This window comes from Streptomyces sp. VRA16 Mangrove soil (assembly GCF_017377775.1).
GTDB lineage: Bacteria > Actinomycetota > Actinomycetes > Streptomycetales > Streptomycetaceae > Streptomyces.
The window spans coordinates 1-20,744 of the sequence record NZ_JAFVLN010000036.1 but is presented as its reverse complement, the minus strand read 5'-3'; the positions used below and the strand labels follow the sequence as shown (position 1 = coordinate 20,744).

Genomic DNA, 20,744 nt, shown 5'->3' with positions numbered 1-20,744 from the left:
GGGGGGGGGGGGGGGGGGGGGGGGGGGGGGGGGGGGGGGGGGCGCGGTTTCGTCTGGTGGGTTCGGTTGGTGGGCGGGTGCGGGTGCGGGTGCGGGTGCGGGTGTGTGGGGGTGGAGGTGGGGCGTGGTTTCGTCAGGTGGGTTCGGTCGGTGGGCGGGGGCGGCGCCGGCGTGGCCGGTCGCGTAGTTTCCCGCGCCCCTGACAGCTAGCTCCGCTCGCTTCAGGGGCGTGCGAGGGGCCGCACCCGGACGCGTCGTCCCCACGCCCACAACACCGCCCCGTACACCCCGAGCACCGCGCCCAGCAGCCCGTAGTAGAGGCCCGGCAGCGCGGTCATTCCGAGGGTGGGGCCCAGTGCGGAGGGCGGGACGGCGACGCCCAGCGTGGCCAGGGCCGCGACGGACCAGCGGACGGCGGGCCCGCACGGCGACGGCCGCAGCAGCACCATCACCAGCGCCTGCGTCAGCAGGTTCTCCGTGAACCAGCCCGCGTGGAACACGTCCGGCGACGAAAGCCCCGGCCCCGAGAGCAGCAGGATGCCGAACGTCGCCAGGTCCGCGGCGGCGTTGAGCACCCCGAACCCCACGATGAACCGAAGGAACGCGCGCGGCCGCAGCACGGTGGGCCGGCGCACCTCCCCCGGGTCCGCACGGTCGTACGCCAGCGAGAGCTGCGCCGCGTCGAAGCACAGGTTCTGCACGAGGACCTGCGCGGGAAGCATCGGCAGGAACGGCAGCAGCAGGCCGGCCGCGAGCATCGCGATGACGTTGCCGAGGTTCGAGGACAGCGTGATGCGCAGGTACGAGGTGATGGTGGCGCCCGCGTGCCGCCCGGCCGCGACGGCCTGCGCGATGGCCCCGAGATCGTCCCCTGCCGGGTCGACGAGGACGACGTCCGCCGACTCGCGCGTCACCGGCGCGGCCCCGCGGGCGCACAGGCCGACGTCCGCGGCGTGCAGCGCGGGCACGTCGTTGACCCCGTCGCCGAGGAAGCCGACGGTGGAACGCGAGCGCAACGCCCGTACGACACGGGCCTTGTGGGACGGGGTGCAGGACGCGAAGACCGTGGTCCCGGCCGCCAGTTCGGCCAGCTCGGCGTCGGTGCGGGTGTCGATGTCGGTGCCGGTGCGGATCGTGTCGCCCGGGTCGAGGCCCAGGTCGCGGCAGGCCCGCGCCGCCGTCCCCGGGTGGTCGCCGGTGACGACCTTGACGGTGATGTCCCGCGCGGCGAGACCGGACAGCGCGGCGGCGGCCGTCGGGGCCAGGGCGTCCGTGAAGGCGACGAAGCCGGTGAAGCACAGTCCGCGTTCGTCCGCCGTGGTCCAGGGGCGGCGCCGCGCGGCCCGTTCGCCGGTGGCCACGGCCAGCACCCGCAGCCCCGTGCCGGTCAGCTCCGAAGCCCGTACCGCGAGCCGCTTCCGCTCGTCCGCGTCGAGCGCGCAGCGCTCAAGGACCTCGTCGACCGCGCCCTTCACGGCCAGGGTGTGCGTGCCGAGCGCGGCCCCGGGCGCGCGGACGACGGCCGTGGCGAGTCGGCGTACCGGATCGAAGGGGAGCACGCCGACACCGTCGTACGCCTCCCAGTCCTCGGGACCGGTCGCGGCGAGTAGCGCCTCGTCGAGTGGGTCGGGGGTGGGCAGGTCCGCCGACTGGAGCGTCCACCAGGCGGAGATCCCCGCCCAGCGCAGCGCCTCCGAGTCCGAGCGGCCGGCGTCGACGACCGGTTCGTCGCGGGTCAGCGTGCCCGTCTTGTCCACGCACAGGACGTCGACCGCGCCCAGGTCGTGCAACGCGGGCAGGCGGCGCACGATCACCCCGTGCCCGCGGGCGAGCCGCGCCGAACCCCTGGCCAGCGCCGTCGTCACGATCACCGGCAGCATCTCCGGGGTGAGCCCGACGGCCACCGCCACCGCGAACGGCAGCGTCTCCAGGCCCCGGCCGCGCAGCGCCGCGTTCGCCATCAGGACCAGCGGCGGCGTCAGCAGCATGAAGCGGACCAGGAGCCACGAGATGCCGTGCACCGAACGGTCGAAGGCGCTCGCCCCGCGCCGCCGCCCCGCGACCTTGAGCGCCGCGGCGAAACGGGTGTCCGCGCCGGTCGCCACGACCACCGCCGTCGCGCTGCCCGACGCGACACCGCTGCCCTGGAAGCACAGGTGGGTCGTGTCGTCCGGGCCGGGCGGCAGGTCGACCGCCCGCTTCGGGACCGGCACCGACTCACCGGTCAGCGCCGCCTGGTGCACCGTCAGACCGTGCGCCCGCAGCAGCCGTACGTCGGCGGGGACCAGGTCGCCGGGCCCGAGCCGCACGACGTCGCCTGGCACGAGATCGGCGACCGGCACCTCCCGCGCGTCCCCGGGGCGGCGCACCACCGTCGCCGTCGTCGCCACCAGCTCCCGCAGCGCCGCCACCGAGCGCTCGGCCCGGTGTTCACCGGTGGCCCGCAGCACACAGCTCACCGCCACCAGCGCGAGGATCACGCAGGCCGTGCCCCACGACGCCACCGCCGCCGAGACCAGGCCCAGGCAGAGCAGCACCGCGGTGAACGGATCGCGCAGACCGCGCAGGAGACGGCGTACGAAGGGTTCGGGGCGGGCGTGCGGCAGGGTGTGCGGGCCGTACCGGTCGAGGCGCCGCGCGGCCTCGTCCTCGGTGAGCCCGCGCGGGCCGCTGCCGAGCGAACGCAGCAGCTGGAGCGTGCTGGGGGCGTCGGCGACGGGACGTACGCCGTGCGGGTCCGCAGCCGGGGCCGGGATCCGGGCCGACGCCGACGCCTCAGGCGCCGAACCCACGGGCCCGTGCGGCGGGGGCCTGCGCCCGCTCGGTCAGCTGGCCGACCATCAGGCGCACCACGGCGACCACCCCGGGGTCGTCGACGAAGTACACCTGCCGCCTGCCCTCGCGCCGCGACCGCACGAGTCCGGCCAGTTTCAGCTTGGTCAGATGCTGGCTCACCGCGGGCAGCGCACCGCCGACCCGCTCCGCGAGCCCGCTGACGTCGCTCTCGCCCTGCGCCAGGGCCCACACGATGTGCAGCCGCGCGGACGAGGCGAGCAGCCCGAACGCGGCGGCGGCCTCGGCCAGCACCTCGGCCGGCGGATCGTCGAACGGTGGCATCCGGCCAGTGTAGAGCCGGAACTTCCGGGCCCCTCCGCTAGTTTCTACAGCACTGTAGAAACAACGTAGGGAGAACCCCGTGGCCCTGTGGGACCGCATCAAGGAATCCGCCTCGACCATGCAGACCCAGCTGGTGGCGAAGAAGAACGACCTGAAGTCCGGCGCCTTCCGCGACGCCTCGATGGCGATGTGCGCCCTGGTCGCGGCGGCCGACGGCACGATCGACGCCTCCGAGCGGCGCCGCGTCGCCCAGCTGATCACGAGCAACGAGGTGCTCCAGAACTTCCCGGCCGACGACCTCCAGCGCCGCTTCGAGGCCAACCTCGACAAGCTGACCGCCGACTTCGACTTCGGCAAGGTCAGCGTCCTCCAGGAGGTCGCCAAGGCGAAGAAGAAGGAGAACGAGGCGCGCGCCGTCATCCAGATCGGCATCGTCATCGGCGGCGCCGACGGCGACTTCGACGCGACCGAGCGCGCCGTCGTCCGCGAGGCCTGCCAGATGCTCGGCCTCGCCCCGCAGGAGTTCGACCTGTAGGAGTTCGTTCGACCTGTCGGGGGTCGATCTGTAGGAGACCGACCTGCGGGAGACCGACCTGTAGGGGGTCGACCTGTAGGAGACCGATCTGTGGGAGACCGACCTGTAGGGGGTCGATCTGTAGGAGACCGACCTCTAGGGGTTCGACCTCTGGAGGGGAGTCCGGCCCGACCGGCGCAACAGATCCTGCGCCGGTCGTCCGCAGGGGCGAGGCTGCCAGTGACCGATCCGGAGGCCGGAGGTAGGGCATGGCAGCGGCGAGTTCCCCGACGTCCCCGAGGACGCGACCGTCCCCCTGGGCGCGACGCGTTCTCCTGGGGAGTCTGCTCCCCGTCCTGACGATCGCCGCGACGGCCTGCGGCTCGTCGTCCGCGGACCACGAGACCGCGGGCGCCGCGCACCCCCCGAACCGCACCGCGGGCCAGCCCTTCGTCCACCCCGGCGTCCTGGTCGGCAAGGAGCAGCTGGCCGCCGCCCGCGAGCACGTCGCCCGCAAGGAAGAGCCCTGGCTGTCGGCGTACAAGGCGATGAGCACCAGCAAGTACGCCGCCTCCGACTACACGCCCAAGGCGTACGAGACCGTCATGTGCCCGCCCGACACCCGCCCCGGACAGGGCTGCGTCGAGGAGCGCGAGGACGCCATCGCCGCGTACACCCAGGCCCTGCTCTGGAACATCACCCGCGACAAGGCCCACGCCACCAAGGCCGTGGAGATCATGGACGCCTGGTCGGACAAGGTGAAGCGGCACACCGAGGGCAACGCAGGACTGCAGACCGCCTGGGCCGCCACCTCCTGGGCCAAGGCCGCCGAGCTGATGCAGTACACGTACGACGGCTGGCCGGACGGCGAGGAGCTGAAGTTCCAGCGGATGCTGCGCGAGGTCTACCTGCCCGTGGTGCAGCCCGGCTCCGCCGACTTCAACGGCAACTGGGACCTCGTCATGGCCGACGCCACCATGAACATGGCCGTCTACCTCAATGACCAGGCCGCCTTCGAGAAGGCCGTGCACCACTTCCGCACCCGGGTGCCCGCCTACTTCTACCTGTCCTCCGACGGCGCGCTGCCGGTCAAGCCCGAGGGCAGCGGCATCGACACCCCGGCCGAGCTGCGCACGTACTGGTTCGGGCAGTCCACCTTCAAGGACGGCCTCGCCCAGGAGACCTGCCGCAACTTCAAGCACGCCAGCTACTCCCTCGCCGCCACCTCGCACATCGCCGAGACCGCCTGGCACCAGGGCCTCGACCTGTACGGAGAGGTGAAGGACCGGCTCGCGGCCGCCCTGGAGTTCCACTCGAAGTACCAGCTGGGCGCCGCCGCCCCCGCCTGGCTGTGCGGCGGCAAGGTGCAGCGGGACATGGGGCCCGACACCGAGGTGGGCCTCGCGCACCTCCGGGGCCGCCTGAAGATGAACCTCCCGCAGACCGAGAAACTGACCCGCGAGGAGCGGCCCGAAGGGACCGACGACCTCTTCGTGGCGTGGGAGACGCTGACCCACGCGCAGGCCGCCTGAGAGCCGCGCCGGTGAACCGATTCGCTTTCCCTCGCTCCGATGGCGTAGAGTCAGGTTCACCGACGCGGGGTGGAGCAGCTCGGTAGCTCGCTGGGCTCATAACCCAGAGGTCGCAGGTTCAAATCCTGTCCCCGCTACTGACGGCAGAGGCCGGAATCTTCCGAGATTCCGGCCTCTGTCTTTTCCTCGGCCGTTTCCTCTGCTGTTTCCTCTGCTGTTTCCTCTGTCTTTCCTCCGCTTCTTCCTCGGCCTCTTCCGCGGCTTCTTCCTCCGCTTTTCCCTGTGCTTTTTCCTGTGCCTTTGTGCGCCGGATCCCTCGTACGGCCCACACCGGTCGCCCCTTCCGCGCGCGCCAGGAACCCTTGGTGAGACGCCGGACACAGCAGGCGCGGACGTGGCGGGAGACGAGCGGTGGGGAAGCGAGGAGGGCGGCACAGATCCACGGCGGACACCGGAGGCACCCGGTGGTTCCTGCGGGTGCTGCCGCTGCTGCTGATCGCCGGCGGCGCCGGGTACGAGTACCTGACCCCGTCCGGCTTCTCCGGTTCCCCGCTGTTCAGCGCCGCACCCCTGGTCGCCGCCCCGTTCTTCTCGCTGCGCAGCACGATCCTGGCCGGGCTCGGGTCGATCGCCGCGATCGTCGCCGTCCACCTCAGATACACCCGGACCTTCGGCTCCGACATCTACACCGAGATCGCCACCGTGGCGACCGTCTGCGTGCTCGCCTGCTTCATCAACCGGATCGTGCGGCGCAGCAACGAACAGCTCGACTCCGCGCGGCAGATCGCCCAGGCCGCCCAGTTCGCCGTCCTGCCCGAACCCGCCGACCGGATCGGCGGCCTGGCCATCGCCGCGCGGTACGAGGCCGCGCAGGCGGGCGCGTTCATCGGCGGGGACCTGTACGCGGTGCAGGACACCCCCTACGGCGTACGGATCATCGTGGGCGACGTACGCGGCAAGGGCATGGGCGCCGTCGCGGCCGTCGCCGTCGTCATCGGCGCCTTCCGGGAGGCCGCCGAGCAGGAAGGCAGCCTGGAGGCGGTCGCGCTGCGCCTGGAGCGGGCGCTGGCCCGCGAGGGCACCCGACGCAGCGGCATCGACGACTTCGAGGGCTTCACCACCGCGGTGCTCGCCGAGATCCGGCGCGGCAGCGGCCGGGTGCGGATCCTCAACCGCGGCCACCCCGCGCCCATCGTGCTGCTCGGCGACGGCACCGTACGGCTGATCGAGCCCGAGGAGGCCGCGCTGCCGCTCGGCATGGGGGAGCTGGGCGCCTGGCCCGACCGGGTCACCGAGGCAGAGTTCCCGGGCGCGGCCACCCTGCTGCTCTACACCGACGGACTCTCCGAGGCGCGCAACGCCAGTGGCGTCTTCTACGATCCGGCCGCCCGGCTCGCCGGCCGGATCTTCCCCGGACCCGAGGAGCTCCTCGCCGCGCTCGCCCTCGAAGTGAGCGCGCACACCGGCGGCGGCGCACGGGACGACATGGCGCTGCTCGCCGTGCGCCGGCCGTGACCCGCCGCCACGCTCCGTGTTCCTCGGATAACAATTGACGCACTGTCAGATCTGTGGCCGGATTTCTCCGTTGGCCAAGTCGACCCGTTCCGGCCGGGCTTGACCCGGTAAATCCTGGCCAAAGTCGTGAACGATCAGTAGGAACAGCTTGGAATTAGTGTCGGCTGTCTATTAACGTTCGATAACGCAGCGCGGTCGTCCCAGCCGTCACAAGCGACGGCTCCGTGCGCACGCGCCTAATCCCGCAAGGGAGCCGGGGAACCACCAACTTGGGGTGAATCGGGCGTCATTGATGTTCTGTGACGTTCGTAGGAGACCTTCCTGCTCCGAACCCGTCAGCTAACCCGGTAGGCGAGAAGGAAGGAAAGGAGAGCGCCCCCGTGGCGTCGAACCGGCCTGCCCCCGAGTTCTCCTACGGTCCCCGTGAGGACACTGCCGACCAGGAGACCTGGGAGGAGTGGAATCCCACCGAGGAGTCCGTCCGTCCCGTCCGCGGCAGGCACCGCGTGGCCCGGCAGCGCGGCGGACTCGCGCGCAGCTCCACGGTTCTCGGCGTCGGCGTGATCGCCGCCGTCGGCGCGGGCGGCATCGCCACCGCGCAGGGCGGCAAGCCCGCCGTCCACATCTCCATGCCCGATCTGCCCGGCCTGTCCTCCGTCAAGGACTCGCTGCCCGAGGCCAAGTCGCTGCCGGGTGTGGGCACGCTGATATCCGACGGCTCCGACTCTGGCTCCGGCTCAGCGGACTCCGACGCGGCGGCCGCCCCGCTGACCAACGTCGGCAACGGCACGTCCGACGCGGGCGAGGCACTGCGCGCCCGGATCCTGGCCCAGGCCGAGACCCAGCAGGACGCCGCCGACGCCGCCGAGCAGCGGGCCGCCGAGGAAGCCGCCGCGAAGCAGGCCGCCGCGGAGGCCGCCGCCAAGCAGGAGGCCGCCGAGAAGCAGGCCGCCGCCGAGAAGAAGGCGGCCGAGGAGGAGGCCAAGCGGAAGGCCGAGGCCGAGCGCCTCGCCCAGCTGGCCAAGAGCTACAAGCTCCCCGTCGCCTCCTACACGATCACCGGCACCTTCGGGCAGCCCGGCTCCATGTGGTCGTCCGGCTACCACACGGGCCTGGACTTCGCCGCTTCCACGGGTACCCCCATCTACGCCATCCACTCCGGCACCGTCACCGAGGCCGGCTGGGCCGGCTCGTACGGCTACCGCACGGTCCTCACCCTCGACGACGGCACCGAACTCTGGTTCTGCCACCAGTCGTCCATCAGCGTCAGCGTCGGCCAGAAGGTCACCACCGGTGATGTCATCGGCCGCGTGGGCGCCACCGGCAATGTCACCGGGCCGCACCTGCACCTGGAGGTCCACCCCGGCGGCGACGCCACCGGGGTCGACCCGGCGGTGTGGCTGCGCGGCAAGGGCCTCACTCCCTGACGTCCGGCCCCGGGCCGTTCTCCGAAACCGTTCTCCGAACCCCGGCGGTCCTGGCGGCAACCCCCCGACGTCAGGGCTGCCGGTTCTGTCCTGGCCCGGTGCGGCAGACGGCAGCTTTTGCCTGAGCTTGGTACGGCAGTGGGAGTGTCCACGGAATACCGTATTCAGTACGGGCGTTGAGGTGGAGCATGACTTCTTCCGTGCTCCGCCCCCTGGGCTCCTCCGACCTCGATGTCTTCCCGCTCTGCCTCGGTGGCAACGTGTTCGGCTACACCGCCGACGAGAAGGCCAGCTTCGAGGTCCTCGACGCGTACACCGCCGCCGGCGGCAACTTCCTCGACACCGCCGACTCGTACTCGGCCTGGGCGCCGGGCAACGTGGGCGGTGAGTCGGAGACGCTGATCGGCAAGTGGGCCAAGTCCCGCGGCAAGCGCGACGACGTCGTCATCGCCACCAAGGTCGGCCGCCACCCCGACTTCCTCGGCCTGCGCGGCGACACCATCAAGGCCGCCGCCGACGCCTCGCTGCGCCGTCTCGACACCGACCACATCGACCTCTACTACACGCACTTCGACGACGACGAGACCATCCCGGTCGAGGAGATCATCGGCGCGCTCGACGAGCTGGTGAAGGCCGGCAAGGTGCGTCACATCGCCGTCTCCAACATCTCCCCCGAGCGGCTCCAGGAGTCCCTCGACTTCTCCGACCGCGAGGGCCTCGCCCGCTACGTCGCGATCCAGCCGCACTACAACCTGGTCTCGCGGGACACGTACGAAGGCGCCCGCCGGGACATCGCCTCGCGCGCGGGCCTGGGCGCCGCCCCGTACTGGGCGCTCGCCTCCGGCTTCCTCACCGGCAAGTACCGGCCCGGCGTCACCGTCGACAGCCGGCGCGCCGACAAGGCCGGCGCCCACCTGGAGACGGAGCGCGGCCGCAAGGTGCTCGCCGCCCTCGACGAGGTCGCGCAGGCCCATGACGCCGAGATCGCCACGGTCGCCCTGGCCTGGCTCGCCGCCCAGCCGACCGTGACCGCGCCGATCGCCTCCGCGCGCACGGTGGAGCAGCTGCCCGCCCTGCTCGGGGTGGCCGACCTGGCCCTGACGGACACGGAACTCGCCGCGCTGACGGCTGCGTCCGCGTAGCGAACCTCAGGTGCGGTACGGGTTGTAGGTGGGGCCTGGCTGGTTCGAGTAGTACGCGGGGCCCGGCTGGTACGGGTTGTACGTGGGGCCCGGCTGGTTCGGGTGTGGCGGGACCGCGTACGCCAGGGACCGCCACATCGGTGCCGCGATCTGCGAGCCGTACGCGAGCGCGGCCCGCGCGTAGCCGCGCCGCTCCCACAGCGCCTCCAGCAGCTCCCGTTCCCGTACGACGAAGTCGGCGCCCGCCCTGCCCCGGCGCCCGCGGTGGCGCAGCAGGGCGAGCGACGTCGCGTACGACTCGTACTCGGCGACCGACCGCGCGGCCTGCCTGCCGCCGTAGTGCTCGGCGAACTCCCGCGCCAGGCGCCGCGCCTTGAGCGAGCCGAGCGCGAACGGCTCGGGCGGCGCGACCCAGCCTGCCGCCACGTACGCGGGCAACTCCTGACGCACCGTGCGCAGTTCGCGCTGACGCACGTACACCGCGAGCCACGTCAGCAGGCCGAACACCGGCACCATGAACGCCGCGTAGACCGCGAAGAAGCCGTACTCGCCCAGCGACGACGAGCTGTTCCAGAAGGCGTGCATGCCCATCGCGCAGAGCAGGCCCGCGAGCGGCAGCAGGACGCGGCGGGCCCGGCCCCGGTCGGGCGCGGTGACGGCCGCGATGCCGAAACCGATGCCGGTGAGCACCGTGAACAGGGGGTGTGCGAACGGGGACATCACGACGCGCACGAAGAAGGTGGCGGCGGTGACCGAGCTGAGCCCGGGGCCGGTGCCCGCCAACTGGTCGGTGCCGAAGGCGTTTCCGAGATAGAGGATGTTCTCGGTGAACGCGAAGCCGGTCGCGGTGACCCCGGCGATCACGATGCCGTCGACGACGGAGCTGAAGTCCCGTCTGCGGAAAAGGAAGACGAGCAGCACGGCCGCCGCCTTCGCGGACTCCTCGACGATCGGGGCGATGACGGTGGCGCCGAGGGTGTCGGCGCTCGTCGGGTCGGCGGTCGCGGTCTCTATCCATCTCGTCGCGAAGCTGTTCGCGACGATCGCTATCAGGGCCGCGGCGCAGGCGCCCCAGGCGAACGCGAAGACCATGTTCCGCCAGGGGCCGGGCTGCACCCGGTCCAGCCAGCGGAACGCGGATATGAGCAGCGGGACGGGCACGACGGCGAGGCCGAGCCCGACCAGGAACCCTTCGGTGCCGGTCTGTTCGCGCACGAGCGCCGCGATCACGACGCCCGACAGCGCGAGCAGGGTGGCGAGCGCGGTGACCCGTACGCCGTTCCGCTCCCACCAGCGCGGATGCGGGACCGCACCGCTGGGGACCACGTCGCCCGGCTGTATGCCGTGGGCGTGGTCCGGGTGGGGCGGATAGGCGGGATACGAGGCCACCCATTGACCCTAACGAGGGACGCGGACTCGCGCGACGGGGCCCGGGGCCGGTCCGGGTCCCGTCCGGGTGCGGTGCCGGTGGCGGCCGTTCCGGCTCAGCGTCGCCGGAACAGCAGGTCGTGCACGACGTGGCTCTTGTCCAGGCCCTTGCCCTCGAACCGGGTCAGTGGCCGGAACGCGGGGCGCGGGGCGTAGCCGCCGTCCTCCGCCGTGTTCTCGAAGTCGGGGTGGGCGGTGAGGACCTCCAGCATCTGCTCGGCGTACTCCTCCCAGTCCGTCGCGCAGTGCAGGATCGCGCCCGGCTTCATCGGGCCCGCGACCAGGGAGAGGAACTCCGGCTGGATGATGCGCCGCTTCACATGCTTCTTCTTGGGCCAGGGGTCGGGGAAGTAGACCCGCACCCCGTCCAGGCTGTTCTCGGGGAGCATCGCGCGGAGCAGGATGATCGCGTCGCCGTTGGCCACCCGGACGTTCGTCAGGCCGTTCCTCTCGGCGAGGCCCAGCAGATTGCCCTGGCCGGGGGTGTGCACATCGATGGCGAGGATGCCGGTCGTCGGGTCCTCCGCCGCCATCTGCGCGGTCGCCTCGCCCATGCCGAAGCCGATCTCCAGGACGATCTGCTCGACCTTGTCGACCTTGTCGACCTTGTCGATCTTGCCGGCCTTTGCGGTCTCGTCGGCCTTTGCGGTCTCGTCGCCGGTGGAGAACATGGCGGGGAGGTCGAGCACGTGCTGCCCGTCGACATCCAGGCCCCACTTGGGCCACAGCCGTTGCAGCGCGTCGCCCTGCGCGGCGGTGACCCGGCCGCGGCGCGGCTGGAACGTGCGGATGCGCCGCTCGTAGTGCGAGTCCGCGGGGTCCGGCTTGGGACCGTCGGGGAAGCGCGGTTCGTTCGGGCGCGTCGATGGCTCGGCCGGCTCGGAGGGCTTCGGCGTCACGGACGTGGGGTGCTCAGCAGACTCAGACACAGTGGGAAGATTTTACGCTTCCGGCGCGGATCGCCGCGCTCTCGGCGGGCGTGCGGGTGCCCGTGAACATCGGTGCCGGGGACGTACGGCATGCTTGCGCCTCGCGATGTCGTACGAGGGACGGGGGAACACCGTGTCGCAAGAGCAGGGCTTCGGTCCGGCGCCGCAAATACCCGGGGACCAGGGTGGTCCGGGCGGTCCGGTCGGGCAGGGTGGTCCGGTCGGGCAGGGTGGTCCGGTCGGCCCGAGTGGGCAGGCCGGGGGCTTCGGGGCGCCGCCGCCCCCGCCGATGCCGCCGGGACCGCCGCCGGGCGTTCCGCCGCAGGCCCCGGCTCCGGCCCCCGCCCTCGGTGGCTTCGGGGCTCCGGCTCCGCAGCAGGGGCAGCCCGCCTACCCGGTGTACGGGCAGCCGCCCCAGCCCTCACAGCCCCAGCAGCCGCTCCCGCAGTACGGCGGTGGTGGCTGGGGCGGGCCGAACCCGCAGCCCCCGGGCTCCGGCGGCGCCGGCAAGGCGATCGGGATCACCGTGGCCGTGGTCGCCGCGCTCGCCCTCGTCGGCGGTGGCCTCTTCGTCGTGAACAAGCTGACGATGCACGACTCCTCGTCGTCCTCGGCCGGCGACGAACTGCCCTCCGACGCCCTCGACCTGGCCTGGGACACCGATCTCGCCAAGACCGACGACAGCTACAGCTCGGCCGGTCAGAACGGGATGCCCAACTTCCAGCTGGTCAAGGACAACCTGATCGTCGGCGACAAGACCGGTGTCCGCGCCTACAACCCGGACGACGGCAAGCTCAAGTGGGAGCTGAAGGCCCCCAAGGGCGCGGGCGAGCCGTGCGCCATCTCCCGCGAGGGCAGCTCGCGCGGACTGCTGGGCGTCGTCTTCGACGCGGGCGGCGACGACTGCTCGATCGTCTCGGTCGTCGACGTCGACAACGGCAAGATCACCTGGTCGAAGAAGCTGACGGGGAAGTACAACACCTTCGCCTCCCAGGCCGAGATCGCCATCAACGACCACACGCTGACCACGAACGTCGGCGGCACCAGCGTGATCTCCAACTGGAAGTCGCAGGGCGGCAAGGGCTACCCGCTCTACGCCCGCAGCCAGTACTGCGACGACGGCGTCATCTTCAGCCAGTCCTACGTCGTCGGCCACAGCTTCTGCGACGACGTCTCACCGCACAACGCGCTGACCGTGACCGACGTCGAGTACGGCGGCGAGAAGGTCTACAGCAACGCGCAGAAGCTGGAAGTCGTCCGCATCCTCTCCGACAGCCCGCTCACCGTGCAGCTGCAGGACAAGGACGAGAAGCAGTACGTCGAGAGCTTCCCCGACGACAAGCCCGGCAAGATCTTCCCGCTCACCGGCGAGCTCGCGCAGCTGCAGATCGACGATGAGCGGCACACCATGGTGGCCGACGACTCGGTGCTGATCACCGGGTACAAGGACGTCGAGGGCCTCGCCGGTGTCGACCTCGACACCGGCGAACTGCTGTGGAAGAAGACCGACCACTATCAGCTCGCCGGCTACGACGCCTCGGCCAAGAAGCTCTACGCCGCCCAGGACGACCCCCGGAACGCGCTCAACCAGCGCCTGCTGACCATCGACCCGCACACCGGGAAGCAGCAGGTCAACGGGTCCCTGGCGGTGAAGGGCGACGACTCCGACACGGTCGACATCGGCATCGCGTCCACCACCCAGTACGCCTACGACGGCACCAACGTCTATCTGCTCGCCCCGAACGAAGACATGTCGAAGCGAATGCTGCGAGCGTTCAAGATCCGTACGCAGTGAACGTGAAAGGGCTTTTTACAACAGGGAGTTGAGGGCGTCGAGGGCCCGCCGGGCCACCTCCCTGCCGATCGGCAGGGAAGCCGTGGCGGCCGGCGACGGCGCGTTCAGCACATGCACCGTGCGGGCCCCCTCCCGTATCAGGAAGTCGTCGACGAGCGTGCCGTCCTTCAGGACGGCCTGCGCGCGCACCCCGGCCGGGGCGGGCGTCAGGTCGTCCGCCGTGACGGCCGGCACGAGACGGCGCACGGCAGCGGCGAACGCCGACCGGGACGCGGAACGGCGCAACTCCCCGGCCCCGTACCGCCAGTGGCGCCGCGCGATGTGCCACGAGCCGGGCCAGGCGAGGGTGTCCGCGAGCTCCTTCGGCCGTACGGTGCCCCATCCGTAGCCCTCGCGGGCCAGCGCCGGTACCGCGTTCGGCCCCACGTGGACGCTGCCGTCGATGCCCCGGGTCAGATGGACGCCGAGGAACGGGAACGCCGGGTCCGGCACCGGGTAGACGAGGCCGCGCACCAGCTCGGGCCTGGCCAGCTCGAAGTACTCGCCACGGAACGGCACGATCCGCATCCCCGGGTCGTCCCCGGCGAGCCGGGCCACCCGGTCGCACTGCAGCCCCGCGCAGTTCACCAGCACGCGTGCGCGCACGATGTCCCCGAGCCGGGTCCGCACCGCGACGCCCCGCTCGGGCCGCCGGTCGATCTGCACGGCCTCGGCCCCGTACCGGATCTCGGCGCCGGAGGTCTCGGCGAGCCGCTCGGCAACCGCGCGGTAGTCCGCGATGCCGGTGGTCCCCACGTGGATGGCGGCGAGCCCGCGCACCTCGGGCTCGTACTCCTGGATCTGGGCGGGGCCGAGCTCACGCACCGGAATCCCGTTCTCCCGGCCGCGCTGCACGAGTGCGTGCAGCCGCGGCAGCTCGTCCCGCCGCGTCGCGACGATGAGCTTGCCCGTCACCTCGTGCGCGATCCCGTACTCCGCGCAGAACTTGACCATCTCGGCGGCCCCGCGCACGGCGAACCGCGCCTTCAGCGAGCCCGGCCGGTAGTAGATCCCGCTGTGGATCACCCCGCTGTTGCGCCCGGTCTGGTGCAGGGCGGGCCCGGCCTCCTTCTCCAGCACGACGACCCGGGTGCCCGGCGCGGCCCTGGACACGGCATAGGCAGTGGACAGCCCGACGATCCCCCCACCGACGACCACCACATCCGCATCAACCCCGACCGTCCCCACCGGACCTCACCTCCACTCCCAGCATCTTGCCCGACCCCACTGACAACGCCCCCGAATCCCCACCCCACCTCAGACAATCCACCGCCGCCCACACCTTTCCCGCCCCGGCCGCTGCGGCCTCGGGCAACCCACCGCCGCCGTGCCCCCACCTGCCTCGGGCAATCCGCCGCCGCCCGCGTCCCCACCCGCCTCGGGCAATCCGCCGCGAGCCCTGAACCCTTGGGCAACCCGCCGCCGCCCGCGCCCACCCGCCTTGGGCAATCTGCCGCCCCGCCCCAGCGCCTTTGGCAATCCGCCGCCCGTGCCCACCCGCCTTGGGCAATCTGCCGCCCCGCCCCAGCGCCTTTGGCAATCCGCCGCCCGTGCCCACCCGCCTTGGGCAATCTGCCGCCCCGCCCCAGCGCCTTGGGTAATCCGCCGCCCACCCCCACCCGCCTTGGGCAATCTGCCGCCAAGGGCGGCAGGGTGGGCAAGGCGGCACCCCAGCGCCGGGCAGGCGCTCCCGCAGGCCCAAGCCCACGGCGCCGACCCGAGCACCACGGCGCCGACCCGAGCACCACGGCGCCGACCCGGCCCGAAATCGGCCCCACGGCCACCGACACCGACACCGCCACTGACACCGCCACCGCCACCGCTACGCCGGCGCCACCAACAACGGCCGAGCCCGCTCCCGCAACTCGACAACCCGAGGCTCATCCCCGTAAGGCTCCAGCCGATGCAGCAGATCCTTCACGTACTCGGTCGTCCGCGCCGAAGAGATCCGCCCGGCCACCTCCAACGCCCGAGTCCCCTGCTCACAGGCAGCATCAAGATTCCCGGACTCCAGCTCGGCCACGGCCGACACCACGAGCCGCAACCCGTGCGACCGCACGAACTCCTCCGTGGGCCGCGACAACGCCTGCTCGGTGAACCGCCGAACCTGCCGGGGCGCCTTCAGATCCCGGTAACACTCGGCGGCATCCGCGGCGAACCGGTCGTACGAGTAGAACCCCAGCCACGAGGGATCACTGTCCCCCTCCCGGGCCCGCTCGAGCCACCCCTCGGCGGCCCGCAACGCGGCCCCGGCCGCCTGCGCATCCCCCGCGCGCGCGTGCGCCCGCGCCTCGACGAGCCGGAAGAAGCTCATGGTCCGCGCGGTGGCCAGCCCCCGGTTCCGCTCAAGGGCGGCCTGCGCCAGATCCACCCCCTCGTCCCCGAACCCGCGATACGTGGCCTGCAACGACATGGAGGCGAGCACATAGCCGCCCAGCGGCACATCGGCAGCCGCGCGGGCGAGCCGCAGCGCCTGGATGTAGTACCGCTGCGCAGCCTCCTGCTGCCCGGTGTCGAACGCCATCCACCCGGCGAGCCGCGTCAGCTCCGCGGCCGCCCCGAACAGCGACCGCCCCACCTCGTCCGAGTACGAGCCGAGCAGCAGCGGCGCCGCCTCCACCCGCAGACACTCCGGGACCATCGACGAACGCCAGTCCCCGCCGCCGTACTTGGAATCCCAGCGCCGCGCGTCCTCCGCGGCCTCCCGCAGCTTCTGGACATCGCTGTGCCCGACCTTCTGGACCTTCGACCCGTCCTCGGCGCTCTCCACGACATGCGGCTCACGCGCGACCGACGAATCGGCCGGGGTTATCAGCCACCGCGAAGCGGGCGTCGCGTAAGCGCTCACCGCGAACGATCCGGCCAGCGACTGCCAGATCCCGCCGCTGCCGGCCCGCCGCCCGGCGAGATCCAGGCGGTACAGCTCGGTCGCCGACTTCACCGCCGCGCGCACATCGCGCGGGAACGCGAGACCCACCTCGGGCGCCGGATCGGCGTCCGCGAGCCCGATCTCGTGCAGCGGCACCGGCCGGCCCAGTTTCTGCCCGATGGCCGCGGCGATCAGATGCGGGGCGGCGCCCTGCGGAACCATGCCCTTCGACACCCAGCGTGCCACCGAGGTTTTGTCATAGCGAAGCGTCAGCCCGCGCTGCGCACCAAGATCGTTGACGCGCCGTGCAAGTCCCGCGTTGCTGATTCCCGCGAGGGCGAGAACGGCGCCGAGTTTTTCGTTCGGCCCGCGTTGCTCCCTGGACATGAGCCACCCCTCGACACAGACGGCTGCCGCGTCAGGCGTCCACCAGGCCGATACAGACCCCTTCGGCCCGACTCGGCGTGGCATAACCGCGCGGCATTCGTACACCCAGCGTAGTTCGCCGAATCCCAAGCGTTAAGGGTCGCAGTTCCGGATGGCGGGATTGTTGTCCGTACTGAAGTACGGCGCAGGCCACGCCGTGTGACCGTGTGCTCCGGGCGTGGTGCCGTGCGCCCGTGCGTGCGCTCTTACTCGGACACCCGGAGAGCGCTTCCATGGTCCTGCGTGGGTCGGCCCGCTGTACTGGATCCAGTGGGCTGGGGGACACCGCCGCCTTCATCCCCGCGGGCGGCGGACCGGTCCGGGAGGCGGTGTGCGCCTCCCGGACTGTGCGTCGCGGTTCGGGTTGCTCGCTGTGGCCGAAGCGGGGTGTTCGGCTCCGGCCACCGCAGCCCGATTTGGCCGAAAGTCGCCCCCGTCGTCCTACCTCACTCGGGTGGTGCCACGGTTCAACTGCGGCTCAAAAAGGGCGCATTGGGGGGAGCGCAGGCCATCTCCCGCGCCCCGCCCGCTCCTTGGCCGGCCCGGCCGTCCGGTCTTCCCTTGACCCCTTCTTGTTGCCTCCTCGCCGCCTCCTTCGTGGCAGCATGGGGACCCCTTGGTTGTCCACAGCTTGTGGAGGCGGCGATGCGGTGGTTGGTGGGATGGAGCAGCACCGCCGCTGGCGCCGTTGCCTTCGGCTCCGCGGGAGCCACCGGCGAGGACGGCGAAACGGTACATCCGGTGGGCTCCCAACTCCTGTGGGGCGACCCGGATCCGCTGTGGGCGGTCGGTGACTGGCGCGCCGACGAAGTGCGCATCGTCAAGGCCGACGACCAGACCCGGATCGCGGTGCTCGGCGTCTGCGGCGCCACCGACGAGCAACTGCGGGCGGCCCTGTTCGCCGCGCGCGGCGGCGCGCTGCGCCACCTCACCGCCTGGCCCGGCAGCTACACGGCGGTCGTCCAGGCGGGCCGCCGCGTCACGGTGGTCGGCGACCTCGCCGGCGCACGCCCGGTCTTCTACACGCCCTGGGCGGGCGGCACCGCCTACGCCACCGCCGCGCTCCCGCTCGCCGACCTCATCGAGGCGCACCTGGACGTCGGGCACCTGGCCGCGCTCCTCGCCGCCCCCGACGTCCCCGAGGCGCTGCACGACTCGACGCCGTACCAAGGCGTGCGGCGCATACCGCCGGGGCACGCCCTCGTCCTGCGCGCGGGCGCGCGCGAGGTCGCGGGGTACGAACCCGTGGCGTCCCTCGCGGTGGCCGCGGCGCCCACCGATCCCGAACGCGCCGTGGACGCCGTCCGGGAAGCGCTCGTCGACGCCGTACGCGCCCGTCTCGCCGCGCCCCGGCACGTCCCCGGCACCGACCTGGACCCCGGCCCTGTGCCCGGCATGGGGCCCGCCGAGCGGCGCGCCGCGCGCGGCATGCCGGTGCCCGGGATCGGCGCCGACCTCTCCGGCGGCCCCGCTTCCGGCACCCTGGCCCTCCTCGCGGCTGGCCTGCCCGGGATGCCCGGCACCGTCCTGGGCCACGGCACGGGCGCGGGCGAACGCCTCCTGGCGGTCACCTTCAACGACCTCTCGACGACAACGACCCACAGAGAAGCGGAACTCGAACGGGCGGGGGCGATCGCCTCCAACCCCCGCCTGCACCACGTAGTGGTGGCAGGGGGCGAGGAGACGCTGCCCTACGCCGACCTGGACGGCCCGCTCACCGACGAACCCAGCGCCGTCCTGGTCTCCGCTTCCCGGCACCGTGCCCGCCTCGCCTCCGGCAGCGCCGACCACTTCACCGGCTACGGAGCACGCCAGGTCCTGGACGCCCATCCGGCCCGCCTTGCCGACCTCCTGATGGACCGCCAGCGCCGCCACATGGTGCGGCCGATGACGGCCCTGGCCAAGGCCGAAGGCGGCTCGTTCCGGGTTCCGGCGCGCGTCTACGGAGCGGCCAGAAAGCTCGCCCGCACGCCCTACAAGGCGGGCCTCGACCATCTGGCCGACCGCCTCCTGCACCGCCGCTTCGACGAACCGGGCGGCGCCGTCGGGGCGTCCCTCGCCGCCCTCGCCTGGGCCAGACCGGGGCCCGCCGCGCGCTGGCTGACCGGTGAGGCCCTGGCTGAAGTATCGGTTCGCCTGCAAGACGGCAGTACGCGTCCCGGTGCCGGACCCGGCCAACGTCCCGGCGCCTTCAGGGCCCGCGCGGCCCTGGCCCGCCACGCGTCCGACCTGCGCATCCTCGAACAGGCCGCGGAGGTCCGCTCCCAGCGCCTGCACGCCCCGTTCCTGGACAACGAGGTGGTCCGCGCCTGCCGCGCCCTCCCCGAGTCCCTGCGGGTGCAGCCGGGAGCCCGCGCGGCGATCCTGCGCACCGTCCTGGAAGGCGCCGGCGTCAGCGACCTGCCCCCGGGCTGGGGAGCCCCGTCCCACGCCACGTCGACAGCGGCGGCCCGCACCGGCCTCCGCGTCTCGGCGGACCACCTGATCGCCCTCTTCGACACCCCGCTGCTGGCCCAGACCGGCCTCATCGAGGCTCGCGTCGTCCGCAAGGCGCTCCGCGCGGCGGCCGACGGCGACCCGCTCCCGCTGGACGGCCTCGCCGACCTGGTCGCCCTCGAACTGTGGCTGCGCCGCCTCATCTCCCGCCGCGGCACCTGCTGGACCGGCACCCCCGCCCGCGCCCGAGCCGTCCCCACTGGCAGCGTCATCCCCGAACGAGCCTTGGGAGCAGGCCCCCGCTGACCCGGCCTCGGCCCGCTGACCCCAGCCAATTTGCCGCCCGAGGAGATTCCCCACCGGCCCGCCCGCCGCCCCGCCTTGGGCAATCTGCCGCCCGCCCTCACCCGCCTTGGGCAATCTGCCGCCAAGGGCGGCAGGGTGGGCAAGGCGGCACCCCAGCGCGGGGCAAGCGCACATCCGGCCCCAGCCCCGCCCCCGGCCGCAGCGCTCGGCGCAGCCCGAGCCCACATCCGGCCCTGGCCCCCCCACCCCCAGCGCCCAACGCGGCCCGAGCCCACCCTCGGCCCCCGCCAAAGCCCCGCCGCTCACAAACCCCGCGCACCCACAAACCCCGCGCACCCACAGCCCCACCCAGCGACAATGCCCAGGTGCAGTACAGAATCCTGGGAACCGCAAAGGCCTACGACAACGAAGGCACCGCCGTACCCGTAGGCGGCCCCCGCCTACGCGCCCTCCTCACCTCCCTGGCCCTGCACACCCCCCGCACCGCCCCCACGGACGCCCTCATCGACGACGTATGGGCCGCGGACCCACCCGCCGACGCCCCCGCTGCCCTCCAAGCCCTGGTCGGCCGCCTGCGCAGAGCCCTCGGCAAGGACACCGTCACCTCGGAACCCGGCGGCTACCGCCTCACCGCCACCCGGGAAGACATCGACCTGTACGTCTTCGAGCGCCTGGCCCGCGAAGGCACCACGGCCCTCACCGAGAACGCCCCGGACACAGCCGCCCGCACCCTGCGCGAGGCCCTGTCCCTGTGGCACGGCCCGGCCCTGGCCGACCTGCCCGGCCACACGGCGGCCACCCGCCCCGAGGCCCAGCGCCTGGAAGCCACCCGCGCCCGCGTGACCGCCGACCTGGAACTGGGCCGCGCCCCCGACCTCGTACCGGAGCTGCGGGAACTCACCACGGCCCACCCCTACGACGAACCCCTGCACGCCCTCCTCATCCGGGCCCTGCGGGAAACGGGCCGGCGAGCGGACGCGCTGGCGGCGTACGAGACGGCCCGCCGCACCCTCGCCGACGGCCTGGGCACGGACCCGGGCCAGGAACTGACCACCCTGCACAGGGAGTTGCTGAACCCCACCCCTGCCCCCGCCCCTGCCCCCACCCTTGCCTCCACCCCTGCCCCCACCGAAAACACAGCGCCCACAACACTCGCCCCACCTACAACACCCGCCACTCCCACCCCCCCCCCCCCCCCCCACCCCACAGGCCCCCTCCGCCCCCCCCAGTATTACATAGTCGGGCCGGGACCCGAACTGGGCGCGATCC

Annotated in this window: 14 protein-coding genes, 1 tRNA gene and 1 riboswitch; of the genes, 9 read left to right on the top strand and 6 right to left on the bottom strand. The window is 72.6% G+C overall.

The features are described from left to right. Nucleotides 1–221 precede the first annotated feature (221 nt). Both mgtA and J3486_RS43565 read right to left on the bottom strand, forming a co-directional pair. A complete protein-coding gene (gene mgtA, locus J3486_RS43570; protein WP_207830877.1) occupies nucleotides 222–2,792 on the bottom strand; it encodes a magnesium-translocating P-type ATPase in 2,571 nt (856 codons plus the stop codon). Continuing rightward, a complete protein-coding gene (locus J3486_RS43565; RefSeq protein WP_207830859.1) occupies nucleotides 2,776–3,117 on the bottom strand; it encodes a metalloregulator ArsR/SmtB family transcription factor in 342 nt (113 codons plus the stop codon). The genes mgtA and J3486_RS43565 overlap by 17 nt, the downstream gene beginning before the upstream one ends. A 79-nt stretch (nucleotides 3,118–3,196) precedes the next feature. Between J3486_RS43565 and J3486_RS43560 the strand changes: the two genes are divergently transcribed. The 6 genes from J3486_RS43560 (at nucleotide 3,197) to J3486_RS43535 (ending at nucleotide 9,247) form a co-directional block, all read left to right on the top strand. Continuing rightward, entirely contained in the window at nucleotides 3,197–3,652 is a 456-nt protein-coding gene (locus J3486_RS43560; protein WP_207830856.1) for a tellurite resistance TerB family protein, read from the top strand. A 248-nt stretch (nucleotides 3,653–3,900) separates the two neighbouring features. Continuing rightward, a complete protein-coding gene (locus J3486_RS43555) occupies nucleotides 3,901–5,163 on the top strand; it encodes an alginate lyase family protein (RefSeq protein ID WP_207830853.1) in 1,263 nt (420 codons plus the stop codon). A gap of 63 nt (nucleotides 5,164–5,226) precedes the next feature. Then, nucleotides 5,227–5,300: transfer RNA gene (locus J3486_RS43550), tRNA-Met, on the top strand. A 274-nt stretch (nucleotides 5,301–5,574) separates the two neighbouring features. Continuing rightward, complete coding sequence (locus tag J3486_RS43545; protein ID WP_207830842.1) at nucleotides 5,575–6,678, top strand: PP2C family protein-serine/threonine phosphatase; 1,104 nt, start codon at nucleotides 5,575–5,577, stop codon at nucleotides 6,676–6,678. Nucleotides 6,679–6,901: 223 nt separating this feature from the next. Further along, a riboswitch (cyclic di-AMP (ydaO/yuaA leader) is annotated at nucleotides 6,902–7,047 on the top strand. 11 nt (nucleotides 7,048–7,058) lie between these two features. Further along, nucleotides 7,059–8,105, top strand: coding sequence for a M23 family metallopeptidase (locus tag J3486_RS43540; RefSeq protein WP_207830830.1), 1,047 nt, complete (start codon nucleotides 7,059–7,061; stop codon nucleotides 8,103–8,105). A gap of 188 nt (nucleotides 8,106–8,293) precedes the next feature. Next, nucleotides 8,294–9,247 (top strand): aldo/keto reductase, encoded by a 954-nt coding sequence (locus J3486_RS43535; protein WP_207830828.1) that lies wholly within the window; start codon nucleotides 8,294–8,296, stop codon nucleotides 9,245–9,247. A 6-nt stretch (nucleotides 9,248–9,253) separates the two neighbouring features. Here J3486_RS43535 and J3486_RS43530 read toward each other — a convergent pair whose 3' ends face one another. Both J3486_RS43530 and trmB read right to left on the bottom strand, forming a co-directional pair. Further along, nucleotides 9,254–10,636, bottom strand: a complete 1,383-nt coding sequence (locus tag J3486_RS43530) for a PrsW family intramembrane metalloprotease (RefSeq protein ID WP_374194844.1) — start codon at nucleotides 10,634–10,636, stop codon at nucleotides 9,254–9,256. Nucleotides 10,637–10,731: 95 nt separating this feature from the next. Then, nucleotides 10,732–11,574, bottom strand: coding sequence for a tRNA (guanosine(46)-N7)-methyltransferase TrmB (trmB, locus tag J3486_RS43525; protein WP_307805200.1), 843 nt, complete (start codon nucleotides 11,572–11,574; stop codon nucleotides 10,732–10,734). Between the two features lie 319 nt (nucleotides 11,575–11,893). Here trmB and J3486_RS43520 point away from each other — a divergent pair, with 319 nt between their 5' ends. Continuing rightward, nucleotides 11,894–13,399 (top strand): PQQ-binding-like beta-propeller repeat protein, encoded by a 1,506-nt coding sequence (locus J3486_RS43520; protein ID WP_207830802.1) that lies wholly within the window; start codon nucleotides 11,894–11,896, stop codon nucleotides 13,397–13,399. A 15-nt stretch (nucleotides 13,400–13,414) separates the two neighbouring features. Here the strand turns inward: J3486_RS43520 and lhgO are convergent, their stop codons facing one another. Then, entirely contained in the window at nucleotides 13,415–14,626 is a 1,212-nt protein-coding gene (gene lhgO / locus J3486_RS43515; protein ID WP_207830798.1) for an L-2-hydroxyglutarate oxidase, read from the bottom strand. Between the two features lie 634 nt (nucleotides 14,627–15,260). Further along, on the bottom strand, nucleotides 15,261–16,694 hold the full coding sequence (locus J3486_RS43510; protein ID WP_207830794.1) for an MFS transporter: 1,434 nt from the start codon (nucleotides 16,692–16,694) through the stop codon (nucleotides 15,261–15,263). A 684-nt stretch (nucleotides 16,695–17,378) separates the two neighbouring features. Between J3486_RS43510 and J3486_RS43505 the strand changes: the two genes are divergently transcribed. Together J3486_RS43505 and J3486_RS43500 are read left to right on the top strand one after the other, a co-directional pair. Beyond that, the gene (locus J3486_RS43505) at nucleotides 17,379–19,475 is read left to right on the top strand and encodes an asparagine synthase-related protein (protein ID WP_207830791.1); all 2,097 of its coding nucleotides are present in this window, start codon (nucleotides 17,379–17,381) and stop codon (nucleotides 19,473–19,475) included. Nucleotides 19,476–19,840: 365 nt separating this feature from the next. Next, on the top strand, nucleotides 19,841–20,744 hold a 904-nt coding region (locus tag J3486_RS43500), incomplete at its 3' end, for an AfsR/SARP family transcriptional regulator (protein ID WP_307805197.1).

What these genes read in the sequence shown, in the direction of transcription:
- J3486_RS43535 (WP_207830828.1), top strand. Translation starts at nt 8,294, where the DNA reads ATGACTTCTTCCGTGCTCCGCCCCCTGGGCTCCTCCGACCTCGATGTC.
- J3486_RS43520 (WP_207830802.1), top strand. Translation starts at nt 11,894, where the DNA reads ATGCCGCCGGGACCGCCGCCGGGCGTTCCGCCGCAGGCCCCGGCTCCG.
- J3486_RS43505 (WP_207830791.1), top strand. Translation starts at nt 17,379, where the DNA reads ATGCGGTGGTTGGTGGGATGGAGCAGCACCGCCGCTGGCGCCGTTGCC.
- J3486_RS43555 (WP_207830853.1), top strand. Translation starts at nt 3,901, where the DNA reads ATGGCAGCGGCGAGTTCCCCGACGTCCCCGAGGACGCGACCGTCCCCC.
- J3486_RS43510 (WP_207830794.1), bottom strand. Translation starts at nt 16,694, where the DNA reads ATGTCCAGGGAGCAACGCGGGCCGAACGAAAAACTCGGCGCCGTTCTC.
- J3486_RS43565 (WP_207830859.1), bottom strand. Translation starts at nt 3,117, where the DNA reads ATGCCACCGTTCGACGATCCGCCGGCCGAGGTGCTGGCCGAGGCCGCC.